Below are 22,522 nucleotides of genomic sequence, written 5' to 3' on the forward strand. Positions count from 1 at the left end.
GGAAACCCCGACGAGGGGGTTTCATATAAGCTCTACTGGCTTAGTTCACTAGCACACTGTTGAGTTCTCAAGCAACACACCCCGAACCAAACCCAGAAAGCCAGGCCAAGCCCGATGCGTTGTTTCAAGCTTTTGGTCGAGCATGCCGATACCTACACGGTTAGTCGTAGGGAGTCGGCGGCCGCTCGTGGGCCGACGCTGAACATTACCTGGTCCGATTCGCGGTGTCAACCGCTCGGCCCTGGCGCCTGGTTCGGGAGGCTTGCGGCCCCGCCGACCCGGTGTTCCTGGCGACGAAGAGAAGATTACATGCCTGGCAACCGCCCGAAAACAGGGGGGTCACTTAACGACATCGGCGCAGGTCAACCCGCCGGGAACAGGACTTGGCGAGCGTTTTCGCCAGGGCCGGACCCAGGTCGGGACCCGGCTGGAGGGTTGCCAGTGACCCAGGTCTCAGGTAAGGGACGCAGCTGCCGGGCCGAAGTCATCCAGACGGGGACAGAGCCCGGCTCGAGCCGAACCCTCACGCACGGAGCCCAGCCGGAACGACCAAGCCCGAGTTCAGTGCGGCAGCCTCCTGTACTGAGCTCAAGCAGAACCGGCCCAGTTCCGGCTGGCGTCTCCGCTGAACCTCGCGGCCGGAACCTCTGGCGTGGACCCTGGGCCGGACATGTCCGGCCCAGGTCGAGCCGAAACCTCCCGGGCGGGACCAGCGCCAGCTCAGCTCGAGCCCGAACCTCACAGGCGAGAACACCGCCAGCCCAGCTCGAGCCGAAACCTCACGCAGCAACCCCGCAGAACCAGGCCCGGCTCGGGCCGCAACCACCCCAGCCTCGAACCGGCCCGGCACCAACGCACCCCAACTCGGGCAACCAGGGCAAGCACCGCAGCGGAACCCACACCGGCACGGGCACGGGCACGGGCACGGGCACGGGCACGGGCACGGGCACGGGCACGGGCACGGGCCTACCCGCTCACTCGCGCAACCAGAGCCAGAGCGCAGGACCCATACCGACGCCAGCCCACCCCACTCCAGCGGCCAGCGGCCCACGCCCAACCCCGCGCACACGGCCACGGCCCACGCCCACGGTCAACGGCCAACCCAGCGCCCACGGCCAACGGCCCACTCCAGCGGCCCACGGCCCACGGCACACTGCCAACGACGAACGCCCACGGCCCACGGCCCAAAGCCAACAGCCAACGGCCAACAGCCAACGACGAACGCCCACGGCCCACGGCCCACGAAAGAACCGCAGCAGAACCCAGCACCTACCCCACCCACCCGCCCACCTGCCCGACCCAGGCAACCAGAGCTAGAACCGCAGCAGAACCCGCACCGGCACCAGCCCACCTACCCCGGCAACCCGGCCAAGAACCGCGGCGCAACCCGCACCGGAGCCGCCCGTTCGTAGTCCGCCGCCAACGCCAGCATGCGCCCGTCCGTCCACTGCCCGCCCATGAACGAAATCCCCACCGGCAGCGGTCCGACGAATCCGGCGGGCACCGTCACCGCCGGGTAGCCCGCCACCGCAGCCGGGGTCGACGACGGGATCACGTCGTTGTCGCCCTTGGCGCAATCCGTCTTCCATGCGGGCGGATTCGTCGGGGACGCGATGGCGTCGAGGTCGTACCGAGCGAGCGTTTCGTCAAGGGAACGCCGCGCCAGATCCGTCAGCTCGGCCCGCATCGCGCGGTAGCCCGGGTCGTCGGGGCCGGGGGCGGCGAGGGCCTGCTCGAACAACTCCTGCCCGGCGAAGCAGGTGCGCTCCAGCGGGTCCGCGCGGTTGTAGGCGATGAGGTCCGCCAGAGTGCGTGGCCCGGTGGGGCGCGTGGCGAGGTAAGCGTCGATGTCGCGGTGGAATTCCGTCAGGAGCGCGGGGAACTCCAGCTCCGCGAGCCGGTCCTGGTACGGCGGGGGCACCTCGACGACCGTCGCGCCGGCGAGCGTCAGCGTGCGTTCGACCTGGCTGACCACGGCATCCGTCTCCGGGCCGAGCACCGGCAGCCGCCACTGGCCGATCCGGGTGCCGCGGAGGGCGCCGGGGTGCAGGAGCTTCGCGTAGTCCGTGGGCTGGGTCGACGGGTAGCGCTGGGTCGCCGGGTCCGCCGGGTCGCGGCCCTGGAGTACCGACAGGGTCAGCGCGACGTCGACGACGTTGCGCGCGATGGGTCCCGCCGTGTCCTGTTCCGCCGAGATCGGCACCACGCCGGTGCGGCTGACCAGCCCGAGACTCGGCTTGTGCCCGACCGTCGCCGTCATGCCCGCCGGGCACACGATCGACCCGTCGGTCTCGCTGCCGATCGCGACCTGCGCCAGCGACGCGGCGACCCCGGCCGCGGACCCGGCGGACGACCCGCACGGGTTGTGGTCGAGCACGTAAGGGTTGTTCGTCTGGCCACCGACGCCAGACCAGCCCGACGTCGGCTTCGCCGCACGGAAGTTGGCCCATTCCGACAGGTTCGCCTTGCCGAGAAGCACCGCGCCGGCATCGCGCAATCGGGTGATCAGCGTCGCGTCGGCGGCCGGTCGGCTGCGCAGCGCCCGGGAACCGGCGGTGGTCTGCTGGTCCCCCGTGTCGACGTTGTCCTTGACCAGCACCGGGATCCCGTCGAGCGGACCACGGGCGCGGCCGGTCCGGTGCCGGACGTCGCTGGCCGCGGCCTGGGCCAGCGCACCCGGATCGAGCGCGAGGACGGCGTTGACCTTCGGGTCCAGCTCCCGGATCCGCGCCAGGTACGCGCTGGTCAGGCCGACCGCGGTGAGCCGCCCGGACGCCATCCGCTGCTGCAGCGACGGGATGTCCGCGCGATCGAGATCGAAGTGCAGCTCAGCGGATTCCGCAGGCACCGCCGTGATCACCCCCGCCGCCGTGACCAGCGCCGCCAGGATCGCGGGCAGTCTTCTTCCCATGTCCGATGCCTCCCCAACGTCGGAACACGGCCGGGTCCGTCAGAGCATGGGCAGCAACGTCCGGAGCTCGTACGGGGTGACCGCGCTGCGGTAGTTGTCCCACTCGACCCGCTTGTTGCGCAAGAAGAAGTCGTAAACATGCTCGCCGAGTGCTTCGGGCAGCAGCTCCGACTTCTCCATCTCCGCGAGCGCCTCGCCGAGGTTCTGCGGCAACTGGGCGTACCCGGCGGCGCGGCGTTCGGAATCCGACAGCTGCCAGATGTTGTCCTCGGCAGGCGGCGGCAGCTCGTACCCCTTCTCGATGCCCTTCAGTCCGGCGGCCAGTATCACCGAGTACGCCAGGTACGGGTTGCAGGCCGAGTCGAGCGTGCGGATCTCCACGCGCCGCGACGACGCCTTGCCCGGCGAGTACATCGGCACCCGCACGAGCGCCGAGCGGTTCGCCCTCCCCCACGACACCGTCGTGGGCGCCTCACTGCCGCTGATCAGGCGTTTGTACGAGTTGACCCACTGGTTCGTGACCGCCGAGATCTCCTTGGCGTGGTGCAGCACCCCGGCGACGAACGCCTTGCCGGTCTCGGACAGCTCGTGCGGGTCCTCGGCGTCGTAGAACGCGTTCCGGTCGCCCTCGAACAGGCTGACGTGCGTGTGCATCCCCGACCCGGGCTGGTCGGTGAACGGCTTCGGCATGAAGGTCGCGCGCACGCCTTGGGTGAGCGCGACCTCCTTCACGACGTAACGGAACGTCATCACGTTGTCCGCCATGGTGAGGGCATCTGCGTACCGAAGGTCGATTTCCTGCTGCCCCGGTGCCCCTTCGTGATGGCTGAACTCGACCGAGATCCCCATCGCTTCGAGGGTTTCGATGGCGTGCCGGCGGAAGTGCGTCGCGGTGGCGTGGCTGGCCTGGTCGAAGTACCCGCCGTTGTCCGCGGGCTCGGGCTCGGTGCCGTCGTCGGGGAGGGTGGCGAGCAGGAAGAACTCGATCTCCGGGTGCACGTAGCAGGTGAACCCGGCCTCGCTGGCCTTCGACAGCTGGCGGCGGAGCACGTGCCGCGGGTCGGCCCACGACGGCGAGCCGTCGGGCATCGCGATGTCGCAGAACATCCGCGCGGAGTACGGGCCGCCGTCCGGGGTTTCCCACGGCAGCACCTGGAACGTGGAGGGATCTGGCTTCGCGACCATGTCCGACTCGTACACGCGCGCGAAGCCTTCGATGGCCGAGCCGTCGAACCCGATGCCCTCGCTGAACGCGCCCTCCAGCTCAGCGGGCGCGACCGCGACGGACTTGAGGAACCCCAGCACATCGGTGAACCACAGGCGGACGAAACGGATGTCGCGCTCTTCCAAAGTGCGGAGCACGAATTCCTGCTGGCGATCCATGGCCGCACCCTAACCAGGACGTGTTAACGGGATGTTTCACGGGTCACCCACGAGCGCTCGGGGCACGAGCTGGGGTTTCCCGGATCGGGTGATCGACAGCGACGCGACCGACGCGATGACCGCGAGCCCCGCGGCCACGTACCACGCGACGGCGTAGTCGCCCAGCTGGTCGCGCACCGCTCCGGCGGCCGACGCGGCGAAGGCCGCACCCAGCTGATGGCACGCGAAAACCCAGCCGAACACGATCGGACCGGCTTCGCCGAAGGTGCGGATACAGAGCGCGACCGTCGGCGGAACGGTGGCCACCCAGTCGAGACCGTAGAAGAGGATGAACGCCCACATGCTCGGCTGTACCGAATCCGTGAACAGCTGCGGCAACAGGGCGAGCGAAACTCCCCGCAACGCGTAATAGACACCGAGCAGGAGCCGTGGGTCGACACGGTCGGTGAGCCAACCCGACGCGATGGTCCCCACCACGTCGAAGATGCCGACCAGGGCGAGCAGGCCCGCAGCGGTCGTCTGTGGCATCCCGTGGTCGTGGGCGGCGGGTACGAAATGGGTGCTGACCAACCCGTTCGTGGTCGCCCCGCAGATCGCGAAGCCGACCGCGAGTAGCCAGAACGAGCGGGTACGCGCTGCTTGGAACAACACTGTCAGGCCTCGACGCACAGTGCCGACCGTCGGCGTGGGGCGTGCGACTTCGGTGTCTTCGGGTGCTCCGTACGCGACGGTGCCGATGTCCGCCGGGTGGTCGCGTACAGCGAGAAGCACGACAGGAACCACCGCGAGCGCTGCGATGGCGACAACCATGGACGCCGTACGCCAGCCGTCGTGCACTGCGAGCGAAGCAACGACGGGTAGAAAGATCAGCTGTCCGGTGGACCCTGCGGCCGTCAGGACGCCGGTGACCATGCCGCGGTGCCGGACGAACCAGCGCGTCGCCACCATCGCCGCGAAGCTCATGGCCATTGACCCGGTGCCGACGCCGACCAGCACACCCCAGAGCATGATCAGCTGCCAGCTGGCGCTCATGAACACCGTGCCGCCGGCGCCGACCGCGACGACGAACAACGCCGTCGCAGACACACGGCGGATCCCGAACCGCTCCATCAACGCTGCGGCGAAGGGCGCGAAGAGGCCGTACAGCACGAGGTTGACCGAAACCGCGGACCCGATCGTGGCGCGGGACCAGCCGAACTCCTCGTGCAGCGGGTCGATGAGGACACCCGGCGCGGCGCGGAAGCCGGCGGCGGCAAGCAAAGCGACGAACGCGGCTGCCGCTACGAACCAGGCGCGGTGCAGACGGCGGGCAGGGCGGGTCTCGACAGTCACAAACGACCAGTCTGCAGTGTCGATCACGCTCCCGACAGTGGCCTGAAGGCCACTATCCGAAAGAATCGGGCCAACAGACTAGGCTCTCGGCCATGCTCAGCCGACGCGTCTTGCCGGCGCTGCTGTTCCTGGGGTTGCTCGGCGGTTGCACAGCGTCACCTCCGCTGCCCGCCGCGGGCGAACTGCTCGACGCGGCGAAGGCGAACTTCACCGCCGTCCGGAGCCTGCATTTCTCGGTGGTGGTGAACGGGGTCCTGCCCGGCCTGCCACTCAGCAAGCTCGAGGGCAACGCGAACCTCGCCGGCCACGGGCAGGCCACCGGCAGCGCGGAGTTCGGCGACCGGAAATTCTCGTTCACCGTGTCCGGGGACAAGGCGACGACGACGGGTACGGACGGTCACGAAACACGCGAAACCACGCCGTTCACGGTCGGCCGGTACCTCGGCCCGGACTCCGGCCTGATGTCCCTGCTGACCGAAATCCGGCAGCCGCAGACCGAAATCCGCGAGACGATCCAGCACGTCGACGGTTACCGCGTGGGCGGCACCGTGGCGCAGGCGGTCGCGGCGAAGCTGGTGCCGCAGATCCGTGACGACGTGAACGTGAAGATCTGGGTGACGGCCGCGCAACCGCGCCGCTTCGCGCGGCTGTGGCTGCAGGTGCCGCCCGCGACGGAACGCGACAGCCCGGTGATGTACGAGGTATTGCTCACCGACCAGCGACCCTAGGCGCTTACTTCTGGACTATTCACTGATCAGCCTTAATCGGCAACGATCGGCGTGGTGGCCGGAGTGGCATTTCTCGGGGTCCCGCCAGCCACCGCACATTGCGTTTTCGGGCAGAAGCCGGACCAGCTACCCGGACGAGTTCCTGACGGACGAGATCAAGAAGGAAGGGATGAAGGGTCAGTTCTGCGCCGGATTCCCGTGTGACGGCCCACTCGGCGACCTCCAGCATCAGATCGGCGAGGCAGGCCGGGCCCGGTGAAAACTACCCCTTGCAGCGGGTGCCGTCCGGCGGCGTCGTCCCGTTGATCAGGTAGTCCGCGCCCGCCTGGTCGACGCATTCGTTGCCCTGCAAGAACACCGTGTGCTGGGTGCCCTCGAAGGTGAGCAAGGCGCCCTTCAACGCCTTCGCCAGGTTGACACCCGCTTGGTACGGCGTGGCCGGGTCGTTCGTGGTCGAGATGGTGAGCGTCTTCGGCAGGCCGGGCACGTTCGGCTCGTGCGGTTTCGACGTGTTCGGCACCGGCCAGAACGCGCAGGCGTCGCGGGCCGAGCTGGCCGGTTTGCCGTCATCGAGGAACGGAGCGGCCTTCACGTATTTCTCCTGCGCTGCGAGGATCTGCTGCGAATCCGTGACGGGCGGATCGTCGACGCAGCGGATCGCGGTGAAGGCGTCCTGCGTGGTGCCGTAGCTGCCGTCTGCGCCGCGCTCGTTGTAGATGTCCGCCAGTTTCTCGAGCGTGCTACCGCGCTGTTGCTTCAGCTCGTTCAGACCGGTGTTCAGGTACTCCCAGAGGCTCTGCTGGTACAGCGCCTGTATCGCGCCCGTCGTAGCGTCTTCGTACGACAGCTTGCGTCCGTCACCCACGGGCACCGGGAAGTCGATCAGGCGTCGCGTGAGGTCCTGAAACACCTTCGTGGCCGCAGCGGGATCGTGGCCGAGCGCGCAATCCTGTTGCGGCGTACACCACTTCACGAACTCGCCGAACGCGCCGCCGAAGCCTTGTCCCTGGGAGACAAGTGACTCTGCCGGGGTCTGCATCGGGTCGACAGCGCCGTCGAGGACGAGCGCGCGCACGTTCGTCGGGAACGTCTCCGCGTACGTGGACCCGAGGCGCGTGCCGTACGAGAAGCCGAGGTACGTGAGCTTCTCGTCGCCTAGGACGCTTCGCAGCACGTCCATGTCCTTCACGACGTCGCGTGTCCCGACGTGCGCGAGCATGTCGTCGCCGAACTTCGTCCGCTGTGCGCACTTCGCGGCGAAGTCCTTCTGCTCGCTCTCCTGCTTCGTGACGCCGACAGGCGAGCCGTCGGTTTCGCTGTCGTCGGCGCGGTCGGCGTCTCGCTCCTGCCCGGTGAGGCATTTGATCTGCGGTTCGCTCGCGCCGATCCCGCGCGGATCGAAGCCGACGAAGTCGAACCGCTTGCCGAGGTCGGTCTTGTTCACCTGATCGACCAGCCCGGCCGCGGCAACCATGCCCGAAGCGCCCGGTCCGCCCGGGTTCACCACGAGCGAACCGATCCGGTCACCGGGATCGCTCGCGCGGTGCCGCAGCACGCCGAGGGTGATGGTCTGCCCGTCCGGTTTGCCGTAATCCAGCGGAACGGTCAGCCGGGCACATTCGATGCCCTTCGCCCGGAAGGCCGACCGCGCGTCGTCCGAGGTCGCGTAGGGTGCACAGGAATCCCAGGTCATGCTCTGCCCGTAGAACTGCGCGAGCCCGGCGGGCACCGGACCCACCGGCGGGTGCGATTCGACCGTCGGCGAAGGTAGCGCCTGTCCGGTGTGCGGCGAGCACGCCACGAGCGTGGTCGCGAGCAGGCCGGACGCCGCAAGCGCGACCATCCGGTTGGCGTACGGGCTGGCGCTGGGATGACGGGACACGGTTTGATCGTGCCATCCGGGCGCGGAACTCGAACGCCCCACCGGCGCGTTGGGCAGTTCGGGTGCGACCGGAGACACATCGAGGCGAGGAGACCAGGGGTGGCACTGATCAGCCGGGTGGGCAAGCGGCTCCGCCGGATCATCCAGCGGCCGGGCAGCGTCGAGCTGACCCGCTACGAAGCGCTGCTGCCCGCGATCGGGAAACTCGAGCCCGAGCTGGAGAAGCTCGAGGACGCCGAGCTCACCGAACGCGCGGGGAAGCTGCGGGACGCGCTCGGCGGCGCCGCCTCGTTCACCGACGACCAGCTGGTCGAGGTCGGTGCGCTCGGCCGGGAGGCGGCCCGGCGCGCGCTCGGCGAGCGGGCCTTCGACGTCCAGCTGCTCGGCACCATGGGGCTGCTCACCGGGCACGTCGTGCAGATGGAGACCGGTGAAGGCAAGACGCTCGCCGGTGCGCTCGCGGCCGCCGGGTACGCGCTGCGCGGCCGGTCCGTGCACGTGGTCACGGTCAACGACTACCTCGCCCGCCGCGACGCGGAGTGGATGGGGCCGGTGTACGAGCTGCTCGGCGTCACCGTGGGCTGGGTCGAGCCGGCGCACACGCGGGAGGAGCGCAAGGAGTCGTACGGCAAAGAGGTCACGTACGGTGCGGTGGCCGAGATCGGTTTCGACGTGCTGCGCGACCGGCTGGTCACGCAGGCCGACGACCTCGTGCAGAAGGCGCCCGAGGTGGCGATCGTCGACGAGGCCGACTCGGTGCTGGTCGACGAGGCCAGGGTGCCGCTGGTCATGGCGGGTTCGATCGACCACAACGACGCCGACGAGGAGGTCGCCACGATCGTCCGGCGGCTGCGGCTCGGCCTGCACTACGAAACCGACTCAGACGGCCGTAATGCCTGGCTCACCAGCGCCGGCGCGTCCGTGGTGGAGAAGTCGCTCGGCGGGATCGACCTGTACGACGAATCCGGGTCGGACCGGCTGGCCGCGGTGAATGTCGCCCTGCATGCGCACGCCCTGCTCACCCGCGACGTCGACTACCTGGTCCGCGACGGCAAGGTGCAGCTGATCAACGCCGCGCGCGGCCGCGTCGCGGAATTGCAGCGTTGGCCGGACGGGCTGCAGGCCGCGGTCGAGGCGAAGGAGCAGGTCACCGCCACCGACCGGGGCGAAATCCTCGACTCGATCACGGTGCAGGCGCTGCTCGCGCGGTACCCCGAGGTCGCGGGCATGACCGGGACCGCGGTGGCGGTCGCGGAGCAGCTGCGCGAGTTCTACCGGCTCGAGGTCGCGGTGATCCCGCCGAACACGCCGAACGTCCGCGAGGACCAGCCGGACCGCGTTTTCGCTTCGCCGTCGCAGAAACTGCGGGCGATCGAGGAGGAAATCCGGACGGTGCACGAAACCGGGCGGCCGATTCTCGTCGGCACCCAGGACGTCGCCGAGTCGGAGGAGCTGGCGGAGAAACTCGCGAAGGTCGACCTGCCGTGCGTGGTGCTGAACGCGCGCAACGACGCCGAGGAAGCCGCGATCATCGCCGAAGCGGGCAAGAAGGGCGCGGTCACCGTGTCCACGCAGATGGCCGGTCGCGGTACCGACATCCGGCTCGGCGGCACCGACGGGTCCAGCCGCGAGGAGGTCGCCGAGCTGGGCGGGCTGCACGTGATCGGCACCGCGAGGTACCCGTCGAGCCGGCTCGACGGGCAGCTGCGCGGCCGGTCCGGACGGCAGGGTGACCCGGGTAGCGCGATCTTCTTCGCGAGCCTCAACGACGATCTGGTGCTGTCGAACGCGCCGGACCTCCCGGACGGCATCGACTCCGATTCCGAGACCGGCGAGATCACCGACCCGGCCGCGCACCGGCAGCTCAACCACGCCCAGCGCGTGGCCGAGGGCGTCGACCTGGAGATCCACCGCAACACCTGGCGCTACACCCGGCTGATCGAACGGCAGCGCGGTGAGCTGCTGGAGCACCGTGATCAGGTGCTGCGCACGGGGCTGGCGGCTACGGACCTGGAGGCGGCCCTTCCGGAGAAGTTCGGGGAGCTTCAAGAAAAACTGGACGACTCCGAGCGGCTCGAGCAGGTGTGTCGCGAGGTCCGGCTGTTCCATCTCGACCAGCTGTGGTCGGATCATCTGGCGTACCTCACCGACGTGCGCGAGAGCATCCACCTGCGAGCGCTGGCGCGGGAGACGCCGCTGGACGAGTTCCACCGCGCAGCGATCCCGGAGTTCCACAAGATCATCGCGGAAGCGGCAGCGCGGGCGGCGAAGACGCTGGAGGAGGTCGAGATCACCGACGACGGCCTCGATCTCGCCGACGCGGGCGTGCGGCGCGCGAACACGACGTGGACGTACCTGGTGCACGACAACCCGTTCGACTCGGATTTCGAGCAGACGGTGAAGAAGGTGCGCAGCATGATGCGGATGAAGAAGTCCTGACTTTGCTGCGGGTCCGTGAAGGGAACCATCAGGGAATCTGATTCCCTCATGGTTCCCTTCACGGACTTCTGGCCCACATCCGCTTAGTTTTTGTCGGTGCGGTGAGACAGAATGACGGCATGCCGCAACTGCGCATCGCACTGGCCCAGGTCAACACCACCGTCGGCGACATCGACGGCAACACCGCGCTCACCGTCGAGTGGGCGCGCAAAGCCGCCGAGTCGGGGGCGCACGTCGTCGTGTTCCCGGAGATGTCCCAGACCGGGTACCCGGTCGAGGACCTCACGCTGCGGCGCACGTTCGCCGACGCATCCCGGCGGTCGGTCACCGAGCTGGCGCGCCGGCTCGACGAGGCGGGCTGCGGCGACGTGCTCGCGTACGTCGGATACCTTGACCACGACGAGGTAGGCCCGCGCGACGCAGCGGCGGCGCTGTACCGCGGCGAGGTCGTGGCCCGGCAGTTCAAGCACCACCTGCCGAACTACGGCGTGTTCGACGAGCACCGGTATTTCAAGCCGGGTACCGAACTCGAGGTGCTGCGGCTGCACGGCGTCGACATCGGCATGGTGATCTGCGAGGACATCTGGCAGGACGGCGGCCCGATCTCCGCGCTGGGCAAGGCCGGGGTCGACCTGGTGGTGGCGCCGAACGCGTCGCCGTACGAGAGGTCGAAGGACGAGCAGCGGCTGCCACTCGTGGCCCGGCGTGCGGCCGAGGCGGGCGCGCCACTGGTGTACACGAACCAGGTCGGCGGTCAGGACGATCTGGTGTTCGACGGGGATTCGCTGGTAGTCGGCGCGGACGGCATGTTGCTCGCGCGGGCGCCGCAATTCGTGGAGCACCTGCTGGTGGTGGATCTGGATCTGCCGTCCTCGGGCTCGTTTGCTTCGGGTTCCTTCGAAGGGCTGGCGGTGCACCGGCGGGTGCTGAGCGATGCGCCGCTGCCTGCCTACGAGCCGCTGCCCGCGCCGGCGGTGAGCGAACCGCTGTCGGACGAGGCCGAGGTGTGGTCGGCGCTCGTCGTGGGGTTGCGGGATTACGTGCACAAGAACGGGTTTTCCTCGGTCACGTTCGGCTTTTCGGGCGGGATCGATTCGGCGGTGTGCGCAGCGCTGGCGGCCGACGCGCTGGGCGGCGACAACGTGTACGGCGTGTCGATGCCGTCGAACTACTCGTCGTCGCACTCGAAGGACGACGCGGCGGACCTGGCGGAGCGGATCGGCGCACACTATCGGGTGGAACCGGTGGCGGACCTGGTCGACGGGTACGTCCGGCAGTTGTCGTTGACCGGCCTGGCGGAGGAGAACATCCAGGCGCGGGTACGCGGGATGCTGCTGATGGCGTTGTCCAATTTGGACGGTCACCTCGTACTGGCGACGGGCAACAAAACCGAGCTGGCCGTGGGGTATTCGACGATCTACGGCGATGCGGTGGGCGCGTTCGCGCCGATCAAGGACCTGTTCAAGACGCACGTGTGGCAGCTGGCGCGGTGGCGTAACGAGGAGGCCGCGAAGCGCGGGGAGAAGCCGCCGATCCCGGAGAACTCGATCACGAAGCCACCGTCGGCGGAACTGCGCCCTGACCAAAAGGACACGGATTCCCTGCCGGATTACGCCCTGCTGGACGACATTCTGGACGACTACGTCGAGAACGACCGCGGGTACGCGGACCTCCTGGAGGCAGGCTTCGACCCGGAAACCATCGACCGGGTGGTGCGATTGGTGGACCGAGCGGAGTACAAGCGACGGCAGTATCCGCCGGGTACGAAGATCACGTTCAAGGCATTCGGCCGGGATCGGCGGCTTCCGATGACGAACCGGTGGAGGGAACGCAAGTCTTGATGGGTGTGTTTGCGGTGCGGGGGTGTTGTGGTGCCGGGGCTCGGGTTGAGGCTGGGTGCTGCGGATGGACGGGCTGAGGCTGAGCGCCGCGGCTCGACGGGCTGACGCTCAACGCCGCGACTCGACGGGCTGAGGCTGGGTGCTGCGGCCGGACGGGTTGACGCTCAGCGCCGCGGCCGGACGGGCTGAGCCTCAGCGCCGCGGCTCGACGGGCCGACGCTCAACGCCGCGGCTCGACGGGCTGACGCTGGGTGCTGCGGCCGGACGGGTTGAGTTTTCCGTTGTCGGCGCCGCCGGGCCGGAGCTGTGGGCTGCCCGCGCGGAGGGGAGCCGAAACCTCAGCACCCGAACGCTGGCACAACCCTCCGACGCGAGTCCCCACGCGGCAGAGCCGGGACCACAACACCCACGCAACCCGACCGCTGGCGCCCTCTCGAAGCGATCCCAGACCGCCCGCATGTAGCCCGCCCGCACGGACGCACGGACGCACGGACGCACGGACGCACGGACGCACGGACGCACGGACGCACGGACGCACGGACGCACGGACGCACGGACGCACAGGCCGGACCGCCCGCACGCGGCAAAGCAGAACCTGCACTACTGAACCCGCGGAGGTTGCCACCAAGGCGCGATGAAGCCGCGGTAATGCGTCGCCGGTTCGCGTTTCCAAGTCCGGCAGGGGTGCAGCCGGGTGCCGCAGCGCCGCTGAGGAAGCTGGGACCATAGCCCGGCTCGCTTCGAGGCGGGGATAGCGATCGAGAGGGCGATGTCCAGGCTCTGGCTGGGTCGGCGGGAACGTCGGCAGTTCGTGTACCCGAACCGGTCAGGGTCGTGTCGTTTTCTCGCCGGTTTCTGTCGGTGGCGGGTCGTACGCTGGCGTCATGACGGTTGCGTTCACGGTGTTCGACACTCCCATCGGGGCGTGCGGCCTTGTCTGGCGGGACGGTGCAGTGGTGGGGACTGCGTTGCCGGGCCGAACTCCCGATCGGACGCGCGCGCATCTGGCGGCTCGGTTCCCCGGTGCGGTGGAGTCTCCGGCGCCGGAGGAGTTGCGTGTGGTCGTGGAGGACGTCGTAGCGCTGCTGTCGGGCGAAGCGCGTGACTTGCGCGATGCACCGCTGGATTTTCGCGACGTACCCGAGTTCAACCGTCGCGCATACGACGTCGCGCGTGCCATTCCGCCTGGTAAAACCCTGACGTACGGCGACATCGCCCATGAGCTCGGCGTGCCGGGGTCGGCGCAGGCGGTCGGGCAGGCGATGGGGAACAACCCGTTCCCGATCATCGTGCCGTGCCATCGCGTCCTGGGGGCAGGCAACAAGACCGGTGGCTTCTCGGCGCCGGGCGGCGTCGAGACGAAGCGGAAGATGCTCGTGATCGAAGGAGCGTTCCCCGAGGAGCCGACGTTGTTCTGACCCACCATCCCGGCCCGGCTATTTTGTACGAGTCATACTTGTATAAAAGAGCCGGGAGGACGAAGATGCAGCTACGCGTGACGGTCACCCACGAGCGAAGCCGATGACAAACCCCGGTGACGCAGCCCTGCTCAGCGTATTGATTCTCGCGACCAGCATCTGGGTCGGCGGCTACGTTGCGATCGCCGTGGTCGCACGGGTGGCGTCGGCCACTCTCGATGCGGCCACCCGGGTCGCGTTCTTCCGGTCACTGGGTCGAGCGTACCTGCGGGTCGGCTGTCCTGCTTTGGTCATCGCGCTGGTTGACGGCGGAGTCTTGTTACGTGATCGCAGCTGGGACGGATTGCTGGTGGCAACAGTCATCGTGGCGGCGGTGCTCGTGACGACCTTCGGAATTGCCGTGGTCCAAGCCCGGCGCATGAGCCAGCTCCGTCTGCTCTCCACCTCCGGCGACCGACGATTGAGCGAACAAGTGCGCCGCGGTGCCCGAACGGCCGGGAGCCTGCGTGCGGCACTCGGTGCACTCAGCGTCGCCCTCGTGGTGATGGGCGCATTCCTCGCTACCTGACCGGCTGCCGCGGTACGGTATCGTTTATATGAACTCATTGGTTAAAATTGAATTGAGGACGCCTCGATGACCTCCGAAGCCACGAACGTCGACGAGACCGGCGAGCTGGACGTACGGGGAATGCGCAAGCCCGACAAGCACCCCACGATCTTCGCCACGTACGCCAAACTCGGCGTGGGTGAAGCGTTCGTCCTGGTCAACGACCATGACCCGAAACATCTGCACGACGAGTTCGAAGCCGATCACGCGGGCAGTTTCGGGTGGGAGTACGTCAACCGGGAGGTGCGCGACTGGCGGATCAAGATCACCAAGCTCGCCACGACGCCGCTGCCGAGGATGCTGGCCGACACGTCCGACCTCGCTCCGGCGACCACCGATGCGACCGGCGCGGTGTGGAAGCTCGAAGCGCGGGAACGGGATCTCGACTCCAACATCGTGGCACTCCCCCCGAACGGCACGATCGACACCCATGCCGGGCCGGATCTCGACGTGCTCGTCCACGTGCTCGCCGGCAACGGAAACCTCGTCACCGAACGCAGCACGATCGACCTGACGCCGGGGGTACTGCTGTGGCTGCCGCGCCGTTCGCAGCGCGCATTTCTCGCCGGGGACAGCGGATTGCGTTATCTCACTGTGCATCAGCGTCGGCAGGCACTGGTGCTGGACACCAGCCGAGCCAAGGCACGCTGATGAGCGCCGGGCGGCTGTCGTTCGCCCACCGGGCCGGTGAAAACGTGCACGGGCATTGGCTGCTGGCCCATCTCGGAAAGCAAGTGCTGCGCCCCGGCGGCATCGAACTGACCCACGCATTGCTGGACCGGACATCACTGACCGGCGCCGACGTCGTCGAACTGGCCCCCGGCCGCGGCTGGACCGCAGCGGAGGTCGTGGCCCGCGAGCCGCGTTCCTACCACGGGGTCGACCGGGATGCGGAGGCCGCGCGAAGGGTCCGGCCGATCGTGCAGAAGTGGGGTGACGTCCGCACCGCCGAGGCCGCCCGGACGGGCCTGCCGGACGCCAGCGCAGACGTCGTCCTCGGCGAAGCCCTGCTCACGCTGCAAAGCGACCGAGGCAAGGCGGCCATCGTCGAGGAGGCCGTCCGGCTACTGCGCCCCGGCGGCCGGTACGCAATCCACGAACTGGGCCTGACCCCGGACACCCTCACCGACGAGATCAAGTCGGATGTGCGCCAGGCGCTGGCCCACACGGTGAAGGTCAACGCCCGCCCGCTGACGTCAGCAGAGTGGACGGAACTGCTGACCGAACACGGGTTGGTGGTCGACCACATCGAGACCGCACCAATGGCGTTACTGCAACCCGGCCGCCTGATCGCCGACGAGGGCCTCCGCGGAGCCACGCGCTTCGCGGCCAACCTGCTCGCGCACCCACCCGCGCGGAAGCGGGTCTTGGCCATGCGCAAGACGTTCCGCACCCACCGGGCGCATCTCATGGCGGTCGCGCTTGTCGCGCACAAACCGGAGGGGTGACCCGCCGCCCGGGCGATGGGCGATTCGCACAGCTGTCACCAGGGGTCCTGGTTACCGCGGGACCGGGCCGCGCCGAGCGGGGCTAGGCCGAATCCAGCGCGACCGGCCAGGCTGCGCATGGGGCTGAACCGGACCGGACCGGACGGGGCAGAACTGGGCACGGCGGGGGCCGAGCCAGTCAGGACGCGACCGGGCGGGGCCGAGCGGGGCCGAGCCAGTCAGGACGCAACCGGACGGGGCAGGCCGGGCCAGTCAGGACGCAACCGGACGGGGCAGGCCGGGCCAGTCAGGACGCAACCGGACGGGCCAGGCAGGACGCAGCCGGACGCGACCGGGCGGGCCGAGCGGGGCAGGACGCGACCGGGCGGGGCACGCCGGGCCAGGCAGGACGCGACCGGGCGCGGCCGGCCGGGCCGAGCCAGGCAGGACGCGACCGGGCAGGGCCGAGCGGGGCAGGACGCAACCGGAGGGGGCAGGCCGGGCGGGGCAGGCCGGGCCGAGCGGGACCGGGCAGGGCTGGTGGGCGAGTCGGGGCTGGCGATGGCACCGCTGATTTCGGACCGACCCGTCGGCTCAGGACAAACCGACCACCGACCACCAGTCATCGGGCCATCGACTTGGCCGATTGCCAACGAGCCCGGCAGCAGCGACCCATCGCACGGACAGCCGGTACACCAACCCGCCGTGTACCGCACCCGGTGCCACGTACCGGACTCCGGTGCAACGGCCCTGACCGTCGGGCACACCCAGCCGAGCGCGGCTTACCGGAATCTGCCTCCTCCCCCACCGGCAACCCCAACCAACGCGCCGCCCGCGGCGGTCAGCGCGGACCTCGGCTCACACGGCTGGTTTCCAGGGCTTCAGCCAGTCCGTCTCCGGCCAGCCTTCTGCTGCTGCCATCAGGGGCATGGCCGTGGCGCCGTCGATGGATTCGCGGACTATGTCGGCATGGCCGGCGTGCCTTGCGGTTTCCTCGATGAGGTGCAGGAGGACCCAGCGGACCGACCAGGCCTTGACGTCGTCCGGGTACCACGGGACGTCCTGGGGGACCGGGACTTCCTGGTTCAGGTCCTCGATACCCGCGATGACCTCCGCGGTGCGGGCGGCCACGCGGTCGTACGCTTCGAAGGCCGAGGTCAGCGTCTCGTCTGGGCCAAGGCGGTAGTTCTCCTGGTAGCTGGCCATGCTTTCCATGAACGGCTTCGGCGGGATGCGCAGCACCAGGTCGATCCACCCGCTCTCGGTGAACGACACGTGTTTCACCAGCCCGCCGACGCTCAGTTCGCTTGCACTCGGCACTGCGCGGGCCTGGTCGTCGGTGAGGCCGTATGCGGCGATCTTGACGGCTTCGCGCTGCTGGGCGAGGAAACCGAGAAGTCCGGAGCGCTCGTCGGGGATCGGGGGAACGTTGCCTGCCATGGTGTCCTCACTTCGGGTCGATGTTGCTTCGCAGCATCTCACCCGGCACCGACAATTTCCGGCCTCCGCTCGAAGTAAGGGGCATCTGCACGACGTACGCCCCGCCGAGGGCGAACTCCAGCGCGTGCACCGCGAGCTGCACTCGGCTGAACAGGCCGTCCAGGTGCCCGACCATGGACGACACCAGGACGAGCACCCACGCCACCAGCACGGTCACGAGCCCGCCGACGGCCCACGCGCGCCAGCCCGGCGGCCACCACAGCACGAGGCTCCCTGCTCCGATCACGAAGATCACGTTCAGCAGCACCGGGGTCACGACGGTCTCGGGGACGCCCGCGTGGACGATCAGCACGATCCCGAACGTCGAGACGGCCACCGCGGTGAGGCGGCCCGTCCAGTGCACCGGCGCGAGCCGCATCAGGGGCGGTCCGGCGAGGAGGAAGGCGAGCCCGGCGAGGCTGGTCACGATCCGGAAGACGGGCTGTGCGTGCAGCAGGTCCGAGGCGGGCTGGTCGAGCGGCGAGACCTCCGTCGGTATGAAGAACTCCAGCAGCCACGCGGAATAGCCGACCACACCGAGTCCGATCAGGACGATCGCAGTCAGCCGCGCAGCACGCACTTGCCCACCCTAAGCGAATCCGTGCGACGGAGTACCGGATGGTGTCACACCCGTGACTTATCGGAAGATCCGGACACCGGCAGCTACCGGCCCTTCACGCACCGGAGCGTCCCAGGGGGTGAGAAGGCGGGGTCCGAGCTTGGGGGTGGGGAGGCTGGCAGTGGGCTAGGTCGGGCCCCGTTGTCGGTGCTCGTGCGGGTCTGGCAAGTGAGGGGCGGTGGGGTGGGAGGGGTGGGCGGGGTGGGAGGGGCGAACGAGTCGGCTGGCGGATGGGGGGTTGCTCTGTGGGCTGGCGGGCTGGCGGAATGCCGGGCCTGGCGGCCTGCTGGAGTGGGGCGGGGCTCACCGAACTGGCAGAGCCTGGTGGCGTGGGGCGGGCCTCGCGGCCTCGCGGCCTCGCGGCCTTCGGCGGGCTGGCGGGGTGATGGGGTGATGGGGTGGCCGGGGCTACGGACTGGCGGCCTGCGGCAGGCTGGCGGCCTGCGGCGAGCTGGCGAGCTGGCGGGCTGGCGGGCTGGCGGGCTGGCCGAGCGGTTGTGCCAACCCGCGACGTGGGAGGGCAGGCGGAGGGGTGGACGGAAGGTCGGAAGTCACTCAAGCCGCCGGGCTCGCGGGTTCGCGGACGGGCGAGCGGACGAGGAGCGCTGGGGCCTCCGGGCAGCCGGGCACGCAGACGAAGGTCGCCTTAGCTGGCAGGCTGGTTCGCTGGCAGGTGGAGGTCGCCCGGGGCGGGCAGGTGAGGGTCGCGGGGGCGCGGGCGAAGGTCGCCTGGCTCGGAGACAGGCGGGGGTCACCGGGCTCGCAGGCGAACGTCACCCGGCTTGGAGACAGGCGGACGTCACTCAGAGCAGACAGGCGAGGGTCACCGAGGAGCCGGGCACGTGGGCTGGCAAGCGAAAGGTCACCCAGGGCAGACAGGCGAGGGTCACCGAGAAGCCGGGCGCGCAGGATGGCAGGCAGGTCGGCAAAGCGAAGGTCGCCCCCGAGGACGGGCGGGACGTCAGCTCTCCGACAACCTGCCAAGCCGTCAACCTGCCAAGCCGTCAAACTGCCGCCCAACTTCCAAGGCGCCAAACCGGCAGAAAAGACTCACCCCTGCGGACGGACGAACGGAAAAAGCACCGTCTGCCGAATGGACGACCCGCTCAGCATCATCAGCAACCGGTCGATTCCCAGCCCCAATCCGCCGGTCGGGGGCATGCCGTGTTCCAGCGCCAGCAGGAAGTCCTCGTCCAGTTCCATTGCTTCCACGTCCCCGCTTGCGGCGCGCAGGGACTGGGCTTCCAGGCGGCGGCGCTGTTCGATGGGGTCCGTCAGCTCCGTGTACGCCGTACCTACCTCCGAGCCGAACGCGATCAGGTCCCAGCGTTCGGCCAGTAGCGGGTCTACCCGGTGCTGGCGGGTCAGCGGGGAAACGTCCGTCGGGTAGTCGGTGTAGAACGTCGGCTGGACCGTCGAGCCCTCGACCAGATGCTCGTGTGCCTTCAGTACCAGGTCGCCGTGTCCGGCTTCCTCCGGCACCGGGACCCCCGCGGCAGCGCACAGTTTTCGCAGGGTGGCAACGGAAGTGCTCGAGTCGATTTCCTCGCCCAGGGCCGTTGATACTGCTGTGTGGACGGGGATCACGGGCCAGTCGCCGGAGATGTCGTGTTCGATTGGGCGGCCGTCGGCGTCGTGGCGGCGGACGATCTGTGCGCCGTACGCGGCTTCGGCGGCGTACTGCACCAGCTCGCGCGTAAGGTTGCGCATGGAGTTGTAGTCCGCGTACGCCTGGTACGCCTCGAGCATCGTGAATTCCGGGTTGTGCGTGGCGTCCACGCCTTCGTTGCGGAAGTTCCGGTTCAGCTCGAACACCCGCTCCACGCCCGCGACGCACAGCCGTTTCAGGTACAGCTCCGGCGCGATCCTCAGGTACATCCGCATGTCGTACGCGTTGATGTGCGTGACGAACGGCCGCGCGTTCGCTCCGCCGTGCACGGTTTGCAGCATGGGCGTTTCGACCTCGAGGTAGTCGCCCTGGTGCAACCGCTCCCGTACTGCGCGGACCACAGTGGACCGCAGCCGCAGCATCTGCGCCGAGTCCGGGTTGACCGCGAGGTCGAGGTACCGCTGCCGTACGCGCGTCTCCGGGTCGGTGAGGCCCTTTCGCTTGTCCGGCAACGGGTGCAGGCACTTCGCGGTGACCGTCCACTCGTCGACGAGTACAGACAGCTCACCGCGCCTCGACGTGATCACCTCGCCGCTCACGCCGACGTGGTCGCCGAGGTCGACGCCGGTGCGCCAGCCGGAAAGGTCGAGGACCTTCGCGTCGAGCATCAGCTGAAGTTCGCCGGAGAAGTCCTTGATCCGCGCGAAACACAGCCCGCCGAGGGTGCGCAGCGCGAGTACCCGACCGGCCACCCGCACGCGCTTTCCGGTGTGCGAATCGGGTTCCAGCCCGGAAAACGTGCGGACGACGTCGCCAAGCAGGTCTTCCCTGGAGAAACCAACGGGATACGGGTCCACCCCGAGCTCGCGCAGTTTGTCCACTTTGGCCACTCGCACGCGGACCTGTTCCGGACGCCGTTTCGCCCGCGGCGCCACCTTCGCGGCTTCCTCGTCGATCCGGCGGACCTCCGCGACGAACTCGTCCCCCACGGTCTCCAGCCGCAGCGCCCGCGCGCGTCCGGTGGGCACGAAACCCTCCAGCGCACCAGCGACGATGCCGACCCGCGGCAGGCGCCGCGCCGAGGAGTAGCAGAGGAACCGCGGATGCCATTCCGGGCCGTACTTGGCATTCGACCGGTACAGCGACTCCAGCTGGAAGAACCGCGACGCCAGCCCCAGCACCGACCGCCACGCACGCAGCACGGGACCCGCGCCGATCCGCTCCCCCTCGGAGAAAACCGCCCGGAACATCGCGAAGTTCAGCGAAATCCGTTGTGCACCAACGTGCTGTGCCGCCGCGACGACCTCCGCGACCATGAACTCGTTGAGCCCGTTTTCGGCATCCCGGTCACGGCGCATCAGGTCGAGCGACAGCCCGCGCCGTCCCCACGGCACGAACGACAGCAGACCACGCAGCTCACCCCGGATGTCATACGCCTCGACCATCACGCTGCGGCCGTCACTCGGATCGCCGAGCCTGCCGAGCGCCATCGAGAAGCCGCGCTCGGACTCCGCACCCCGCCACTGCTGCGCGCGGGCGAGCAGCTGCGCCATTTCCGCCTCGGGGATCTCGCTGTGCCGCCGGACCTGCGCCGTGTACCCGGCCCGCTCGATCCGTTTCACCGCCTGCCGCACGGACTTCCGCTCCGGACCGGTGAGCGAGAACTCGCGGACGTCCAGCACGGCCTCGTCGCCGATCTCCAGCGCGCGCAACCCCGCCGCCGCGTACACTTTCGCGCCCTGTTCGCTCGCCCCGAGCACGCCGGGTGTCCAGCCGTACGACCGCGTTTCGTCGAGCCAGGCCCGCACCGCGTCCGGCCACGCATCCGGGTCGCCGATCGGGTCCGCGCTCGCCACGCTCGTGCCGCCGAGCACGCGGTACGTGACCGCAGCGCGCCCGTTCGGCGAGAAGACGACGCTCTTGTCACGACGCGTTGCGAAGTAGCCGAGAGAATCGTCCTCGCCGTACTCCGCGATGAGCCGCCGCAGCTGCAGCTCTTCGTCGTCGGTCCGAATGCGACGGCTGCGTACGCCGCGGAAGAGCGTGTACAGGGCAGCCGTGACGACGAATGTCGCGCCGAGGTCGAGCACCACGTCGAGCCACGCGGGTCCCTCGCCGACGCCGATGCGCCGCAGCTGCACGTTCTCGCCCGTGGCGTGGTTGAGCACCCAGGCGAAGCGCTCCCACGCGTCGCCGAGCCCGCCGGGGAACACTTCGGTGAGCCCCCAGCCGACCACGACCACCGCGAGCAAGCCACCGAACAACACCGACAGCCCGTTCCACCAAGCGCCCGGCGCCAGCCTCGCCGGGAACGCCGGACGCAGCGTCAGCAGGAACCAGATCAGCAGGATCGACAGCACATCCGCGACCGCCAGCGCGCCGACCTGGATCGGGATGTGCCGGATCTGCCGGGCACTGAGGGTGAGCAGGTCGGGCGCCCACAGCAGCAACGCCTGCAGCGTCAGCGTGGTCACCAGGCCGCCGACCTGGAACAGCACCAGCACGTACAGCGCGGCTTTCTTCCGCCGCCGCAGCGCCGCCCCGAGCACCACCATGCACAGGACGATCACCAGGCTCGCGCTGGTGGGCACGTTCAGCACGGAGAACGCCATGTCGACGCCGTTCAGCAGGCGTCCGTGCCTGCCCCCGGCGAGCAGCAGGACGACCGAGAAGACGGCCGCCAGCTGAACGACCGTGGCGACGAGTCCGCCTGCTCGGGCCTTCCAGCCTGGGATGCGCACTCGGGCGCTAACTGGCGTTCCCATCGGATCCTTCCTGCGCGGCGCAGCCGCTCCGTTGAGGGTGGTGGCGGGGCGGGGTCCGGGCTTTCTTACCATCGGGCGCATT

14 protein-coding genes are annotated in these 22,522 nt (G+C 69.1%); 7 read left to right on the plus strand and 7 right to left on the minus strand.

Annotation, left to right across the window (positions count from 1 at the left end; genetic code table 11):
- Positions 1-1,351: 1,351 nt before the first annotated feature.
- From OO71_RS38670 to OO71_RS38680, 3 genes are read right to left on the minus strand one after another with little or no spacing between them, the layout of a single operon-like run.
- On the minus strand, positions 1,352-2,911 hold the full coding sequence (locus tag OO71_RS38670; protein ID WP_033295015.1) for an amidase: 1,560 nt from the start codon (positions 2,909-2,911) through the stop codon (positions 1,352-1,354).
- Between the two features lie 39 nt (positions 2,912-2,950).
- Positions 2,951-4,294 carry a type I glutamate--ammonia ligase gene (gene glnA / locus OO71_RS38675; protein WP_033295016.1) on the minus strand — a complete coding sequence of 448 codons (1,344 nt, stop codon included), beginning with the start codon at positions 4,292-4,294 and terminating at the stop codon, positions 2,951-2,953.
- 36 nt (positions 4,295-4,330) lie between these two features.
- Positions 4,331-5,626 carry an MFS transporter gene (locus tag OO71_RS38680; protein ID WP_033295134.1) on the minus strand — a complete coding sequence of 432 codons (1,296 nt, stop codon included), beginning with the start codon at positions 5,624-5,626 and terminating at the stop codon, positions 4,331-4,333.
- A gap of 92 nt (positions 5,627-5,718) precedes the next feature.
- On the opposite strand from OO71_RS38680, the gene OO71_RS38685 reads away from it, so the two are divergent.
- On the plus strand, positions 5,719-6,354 hold the full coding sequence (locus tag OO71_RS38685; RefSeq protein WP_033295017.1) for an LppX_LprAFG lipoprotein: 636 nt from the start codon (positions 5,719-5,721) through the stop codon (positions 6,352-6,354).
- Between the two features lie 262 nt (positions 6,355-6,616).
- Here OO71_RS38685 and OO71_RS38690 read toward each other — a convergent pair whose 3' ends face one another.
- Positions 6,617-8,197, minus strand: coding sequence for an alpha/beta hydrolase (locus OO71_RS38690; RefSeq protein ID WP_033295135.1), 1,581 nt, complete (start codon positions 8,195-8,197; stop codon positions 6,617-6,619).
- 138 nt (positions 8,198-8,335) lie between these two features.
- Between OO71_RS38690 and secA2 the strand changes: the two genes are divergently transcribed.
- The 6 genes from secA2 to OO71_RS38720 all read left to right on the plus strand — a co-directional run bounded on the left by secA2 (position 8,336) and on the right by OO71_RS38720 (position 15,989).
- On the plus strand, positions 8,336-10,675 hold the full coding sequence (gene secA2, locus OO71_RS38695) for an accessory Sec system translocase SecA2 (protein WP_033295018.1): 2,340 nt from the start codon (positions 8,336-8,338) through the stop codon (positions 10,673-10,675).
- Positions 10,676-10,794: 119 nt separating this feature from the next.
- Positions 10,795-12,516, plus strand: a complete 1,722-nt coding sequence (locus OO71_RS38700) for an NAD+ synthase (RefSeq protein WP_033295019.1) — start codon at positions 10,795-10,797, stop codon at positions 12,514-12,516.
- 884 nt (positions 12,517-13,400) lie between these two features.
- Entirely contained in the window at positions 13,401-13,934 is a 534-nt protein-coding gene (locus OO71_RS38705) for a methylated-DNA--[protein]-cysteine S-methyltransferase (protein ID WP_033295020.1), read from the plus strand.
- 103 nt (positions 13,935-14,037) lie between these two features.
- Positions 14,038-14,502 (plus strand): hypothetical protein, encoded by a 465-nt coding sequence (locus OO71_RS38710; RefSeq protein ID WP_033295021.1) that lies wholly within the window; start codon positions 14,038-14,040, stop codon positions 14,500-14,502.
- A 66-nt stretch (positions 14,503-14,568) separates the two neighbouring features.
- Entirely contained in the window at positions 14,569-15,192 is a 624-nt protein-coding gene (locus tag OO71_RS38715) for a DUF2249 domain-containing protein (RefSeq protein ID WP_051792817.1), read from the plus strand.
- Positions 15,192-15,989: a class I SAM-dependent methyltransferase gene (locus OO71_RS38720; protein WP_033295022.1), complete on the plus strand. Its 798-nt coding sequence runs from the start codon at positions 15,192-15,194 to the stop codon at positions 15,987-15,989. Before OO71_RS38715 ends, OO71_RS38720 begins: the two co-directional genes overlap by 1 nt.
- An 837-nt stretch (positions 15,990-16,826) precedes the next feature.
- Here OO71_RS38720 and OO71_RS38725 read toward each other — a convergent pair.
- The 3 genes from OO71_RS38725 to lysX form a co-directional block, all read right to left on the minus strand.
- Entirely contained in the window at positions 16,827-17,408 is a 582-nt protein-coding gene (locus tag OO71_RS38725; protein ID WP_033295023.1) for a DinB family protein, read from the minus strand.
- A 7-nt stretch (positions 17,409-17,415) separates the two neighbouring features.
- On the minus strand, positions 17,416-18,027 hold the full coding sequence (locus OO71_RS38730) for a hypothetical protein (protein WP_063740171.1): 612 nt from the start codon (positions 18,025-18,027) through the stop codon (positions 17,416-17,418).
- Between the two features lie 1,089 nt (positions 18,028-19,116).
- The gene (lysX, locus tag OO71_RS38735) at positions 19,117-22,440 is read right to left on the minus strand and encodes a bifunctional lysylphosphatidylglycerol synthetase/lysine--tRNA ligase LysX (protein ID WP_033295024.1); all 3,324 of its coding nucleotides are present in this window, start codon (positions 22,438-22,440) and stop codon (positions 19,117-19,119) included.
- Positions 22,441-22,522: the final 82 nt, after the last annotated feature.

This window comes from Amycolatopsis jejuensis (genome assembly GCF_000717335.1).
Taxonomy (GTDB): domain Bacteria; phylum Actinomycetota; class Actinomycetes; order Mycobacteriales; family Pseudonocardiaceae; genus Amycolatopsis; species Amycolatopsis jejuensis.

What these genes read in the sequence shown, in the direction of transcription:
- OO71_RS38720 (WP_033295022.1), top strand. Translation starts at nt 15,192, where the DNA reads ATGAGCGCCGGGCGGCTGTCGTTCGCCCACCGGGCCGGTGAAAACGTG.
- glnA (WP_033295016.1), bottom strand. Translation starts at nt 4,294, where the DNA reads ATGGATCGCCAGCAGGAATTCGTGCTCCGCACTTTGGAAGAGCGCGAC.
- OO71_RS38690 (WP_033295135.1), bottom strand. Translation starts at nt 8,197, where the DNA reads ATGGTCGCGCTTGCGGCGTCCGGCCTGCTCGCGACCACGCTCGTGGCG.
- OO71_RS38670 (WP_033295015.1), bottom strand. Translation starts at nt 2,911, where the DNA reads ATGGGAAGAAGACTGCCCGCGATCCTGGCGGCGCTGGTCACGGCGGCG.
- OO71_RS38685 (WP_033295017.1), top strand. Translation starts at nt 5,719, where the DNA reads ATGCTCAGCCGACGCGTCTTGCCGGCGCTGCTGTTCCTGGGGTTGCTC.
- lysX (WP_033295024.1), bottom strand. Translation starts at nt 22,440, where the DNA reads ATGGGAACGCCAGTTAGCGCCCGAGTGCGCATCCCAGGCTGGAAGGCC.
- OO71_RS38715 (WP_051792817.1), top strand. Translation starts at nt 14,569, where the DNA reads ATGACCTCCGAAGCCACGAACGTCGACGAGACCGGCGAGCTGGACGTA.
- OO71_RS38710 (WP_033295021.1), top strand. Translation starts at nt 14,038, where the DNA reads ATGACAAACCCCGGTGACGCAGCCCTGCTCAGCGTATTGATTCTCGCG.
- OO71_RS38725 (WP_033295023.1), bottom strand. Translation starts at nt 17,408, where the DNA reads ATGGCAGGCAACGTTCCCCCGATCCCCGACGAGCGCTCCGGACTTCTC.
- OO71_RS38700 (WP_033295019.1), top strand. Translation starts at nt 10,795, where the DNA reads ATGCCGCAACTGCGCATCGCACTGGCCCAGGTCAACACCACCGTCGGC.
- OO71_RS38705 (WP_033295020.1), top strand. Translation starts at nt 13,401, where the DNA reads ATGACGGTTGCGTTCACGGTGTTCGACACTCCCATCGGGGCGTGCGGC.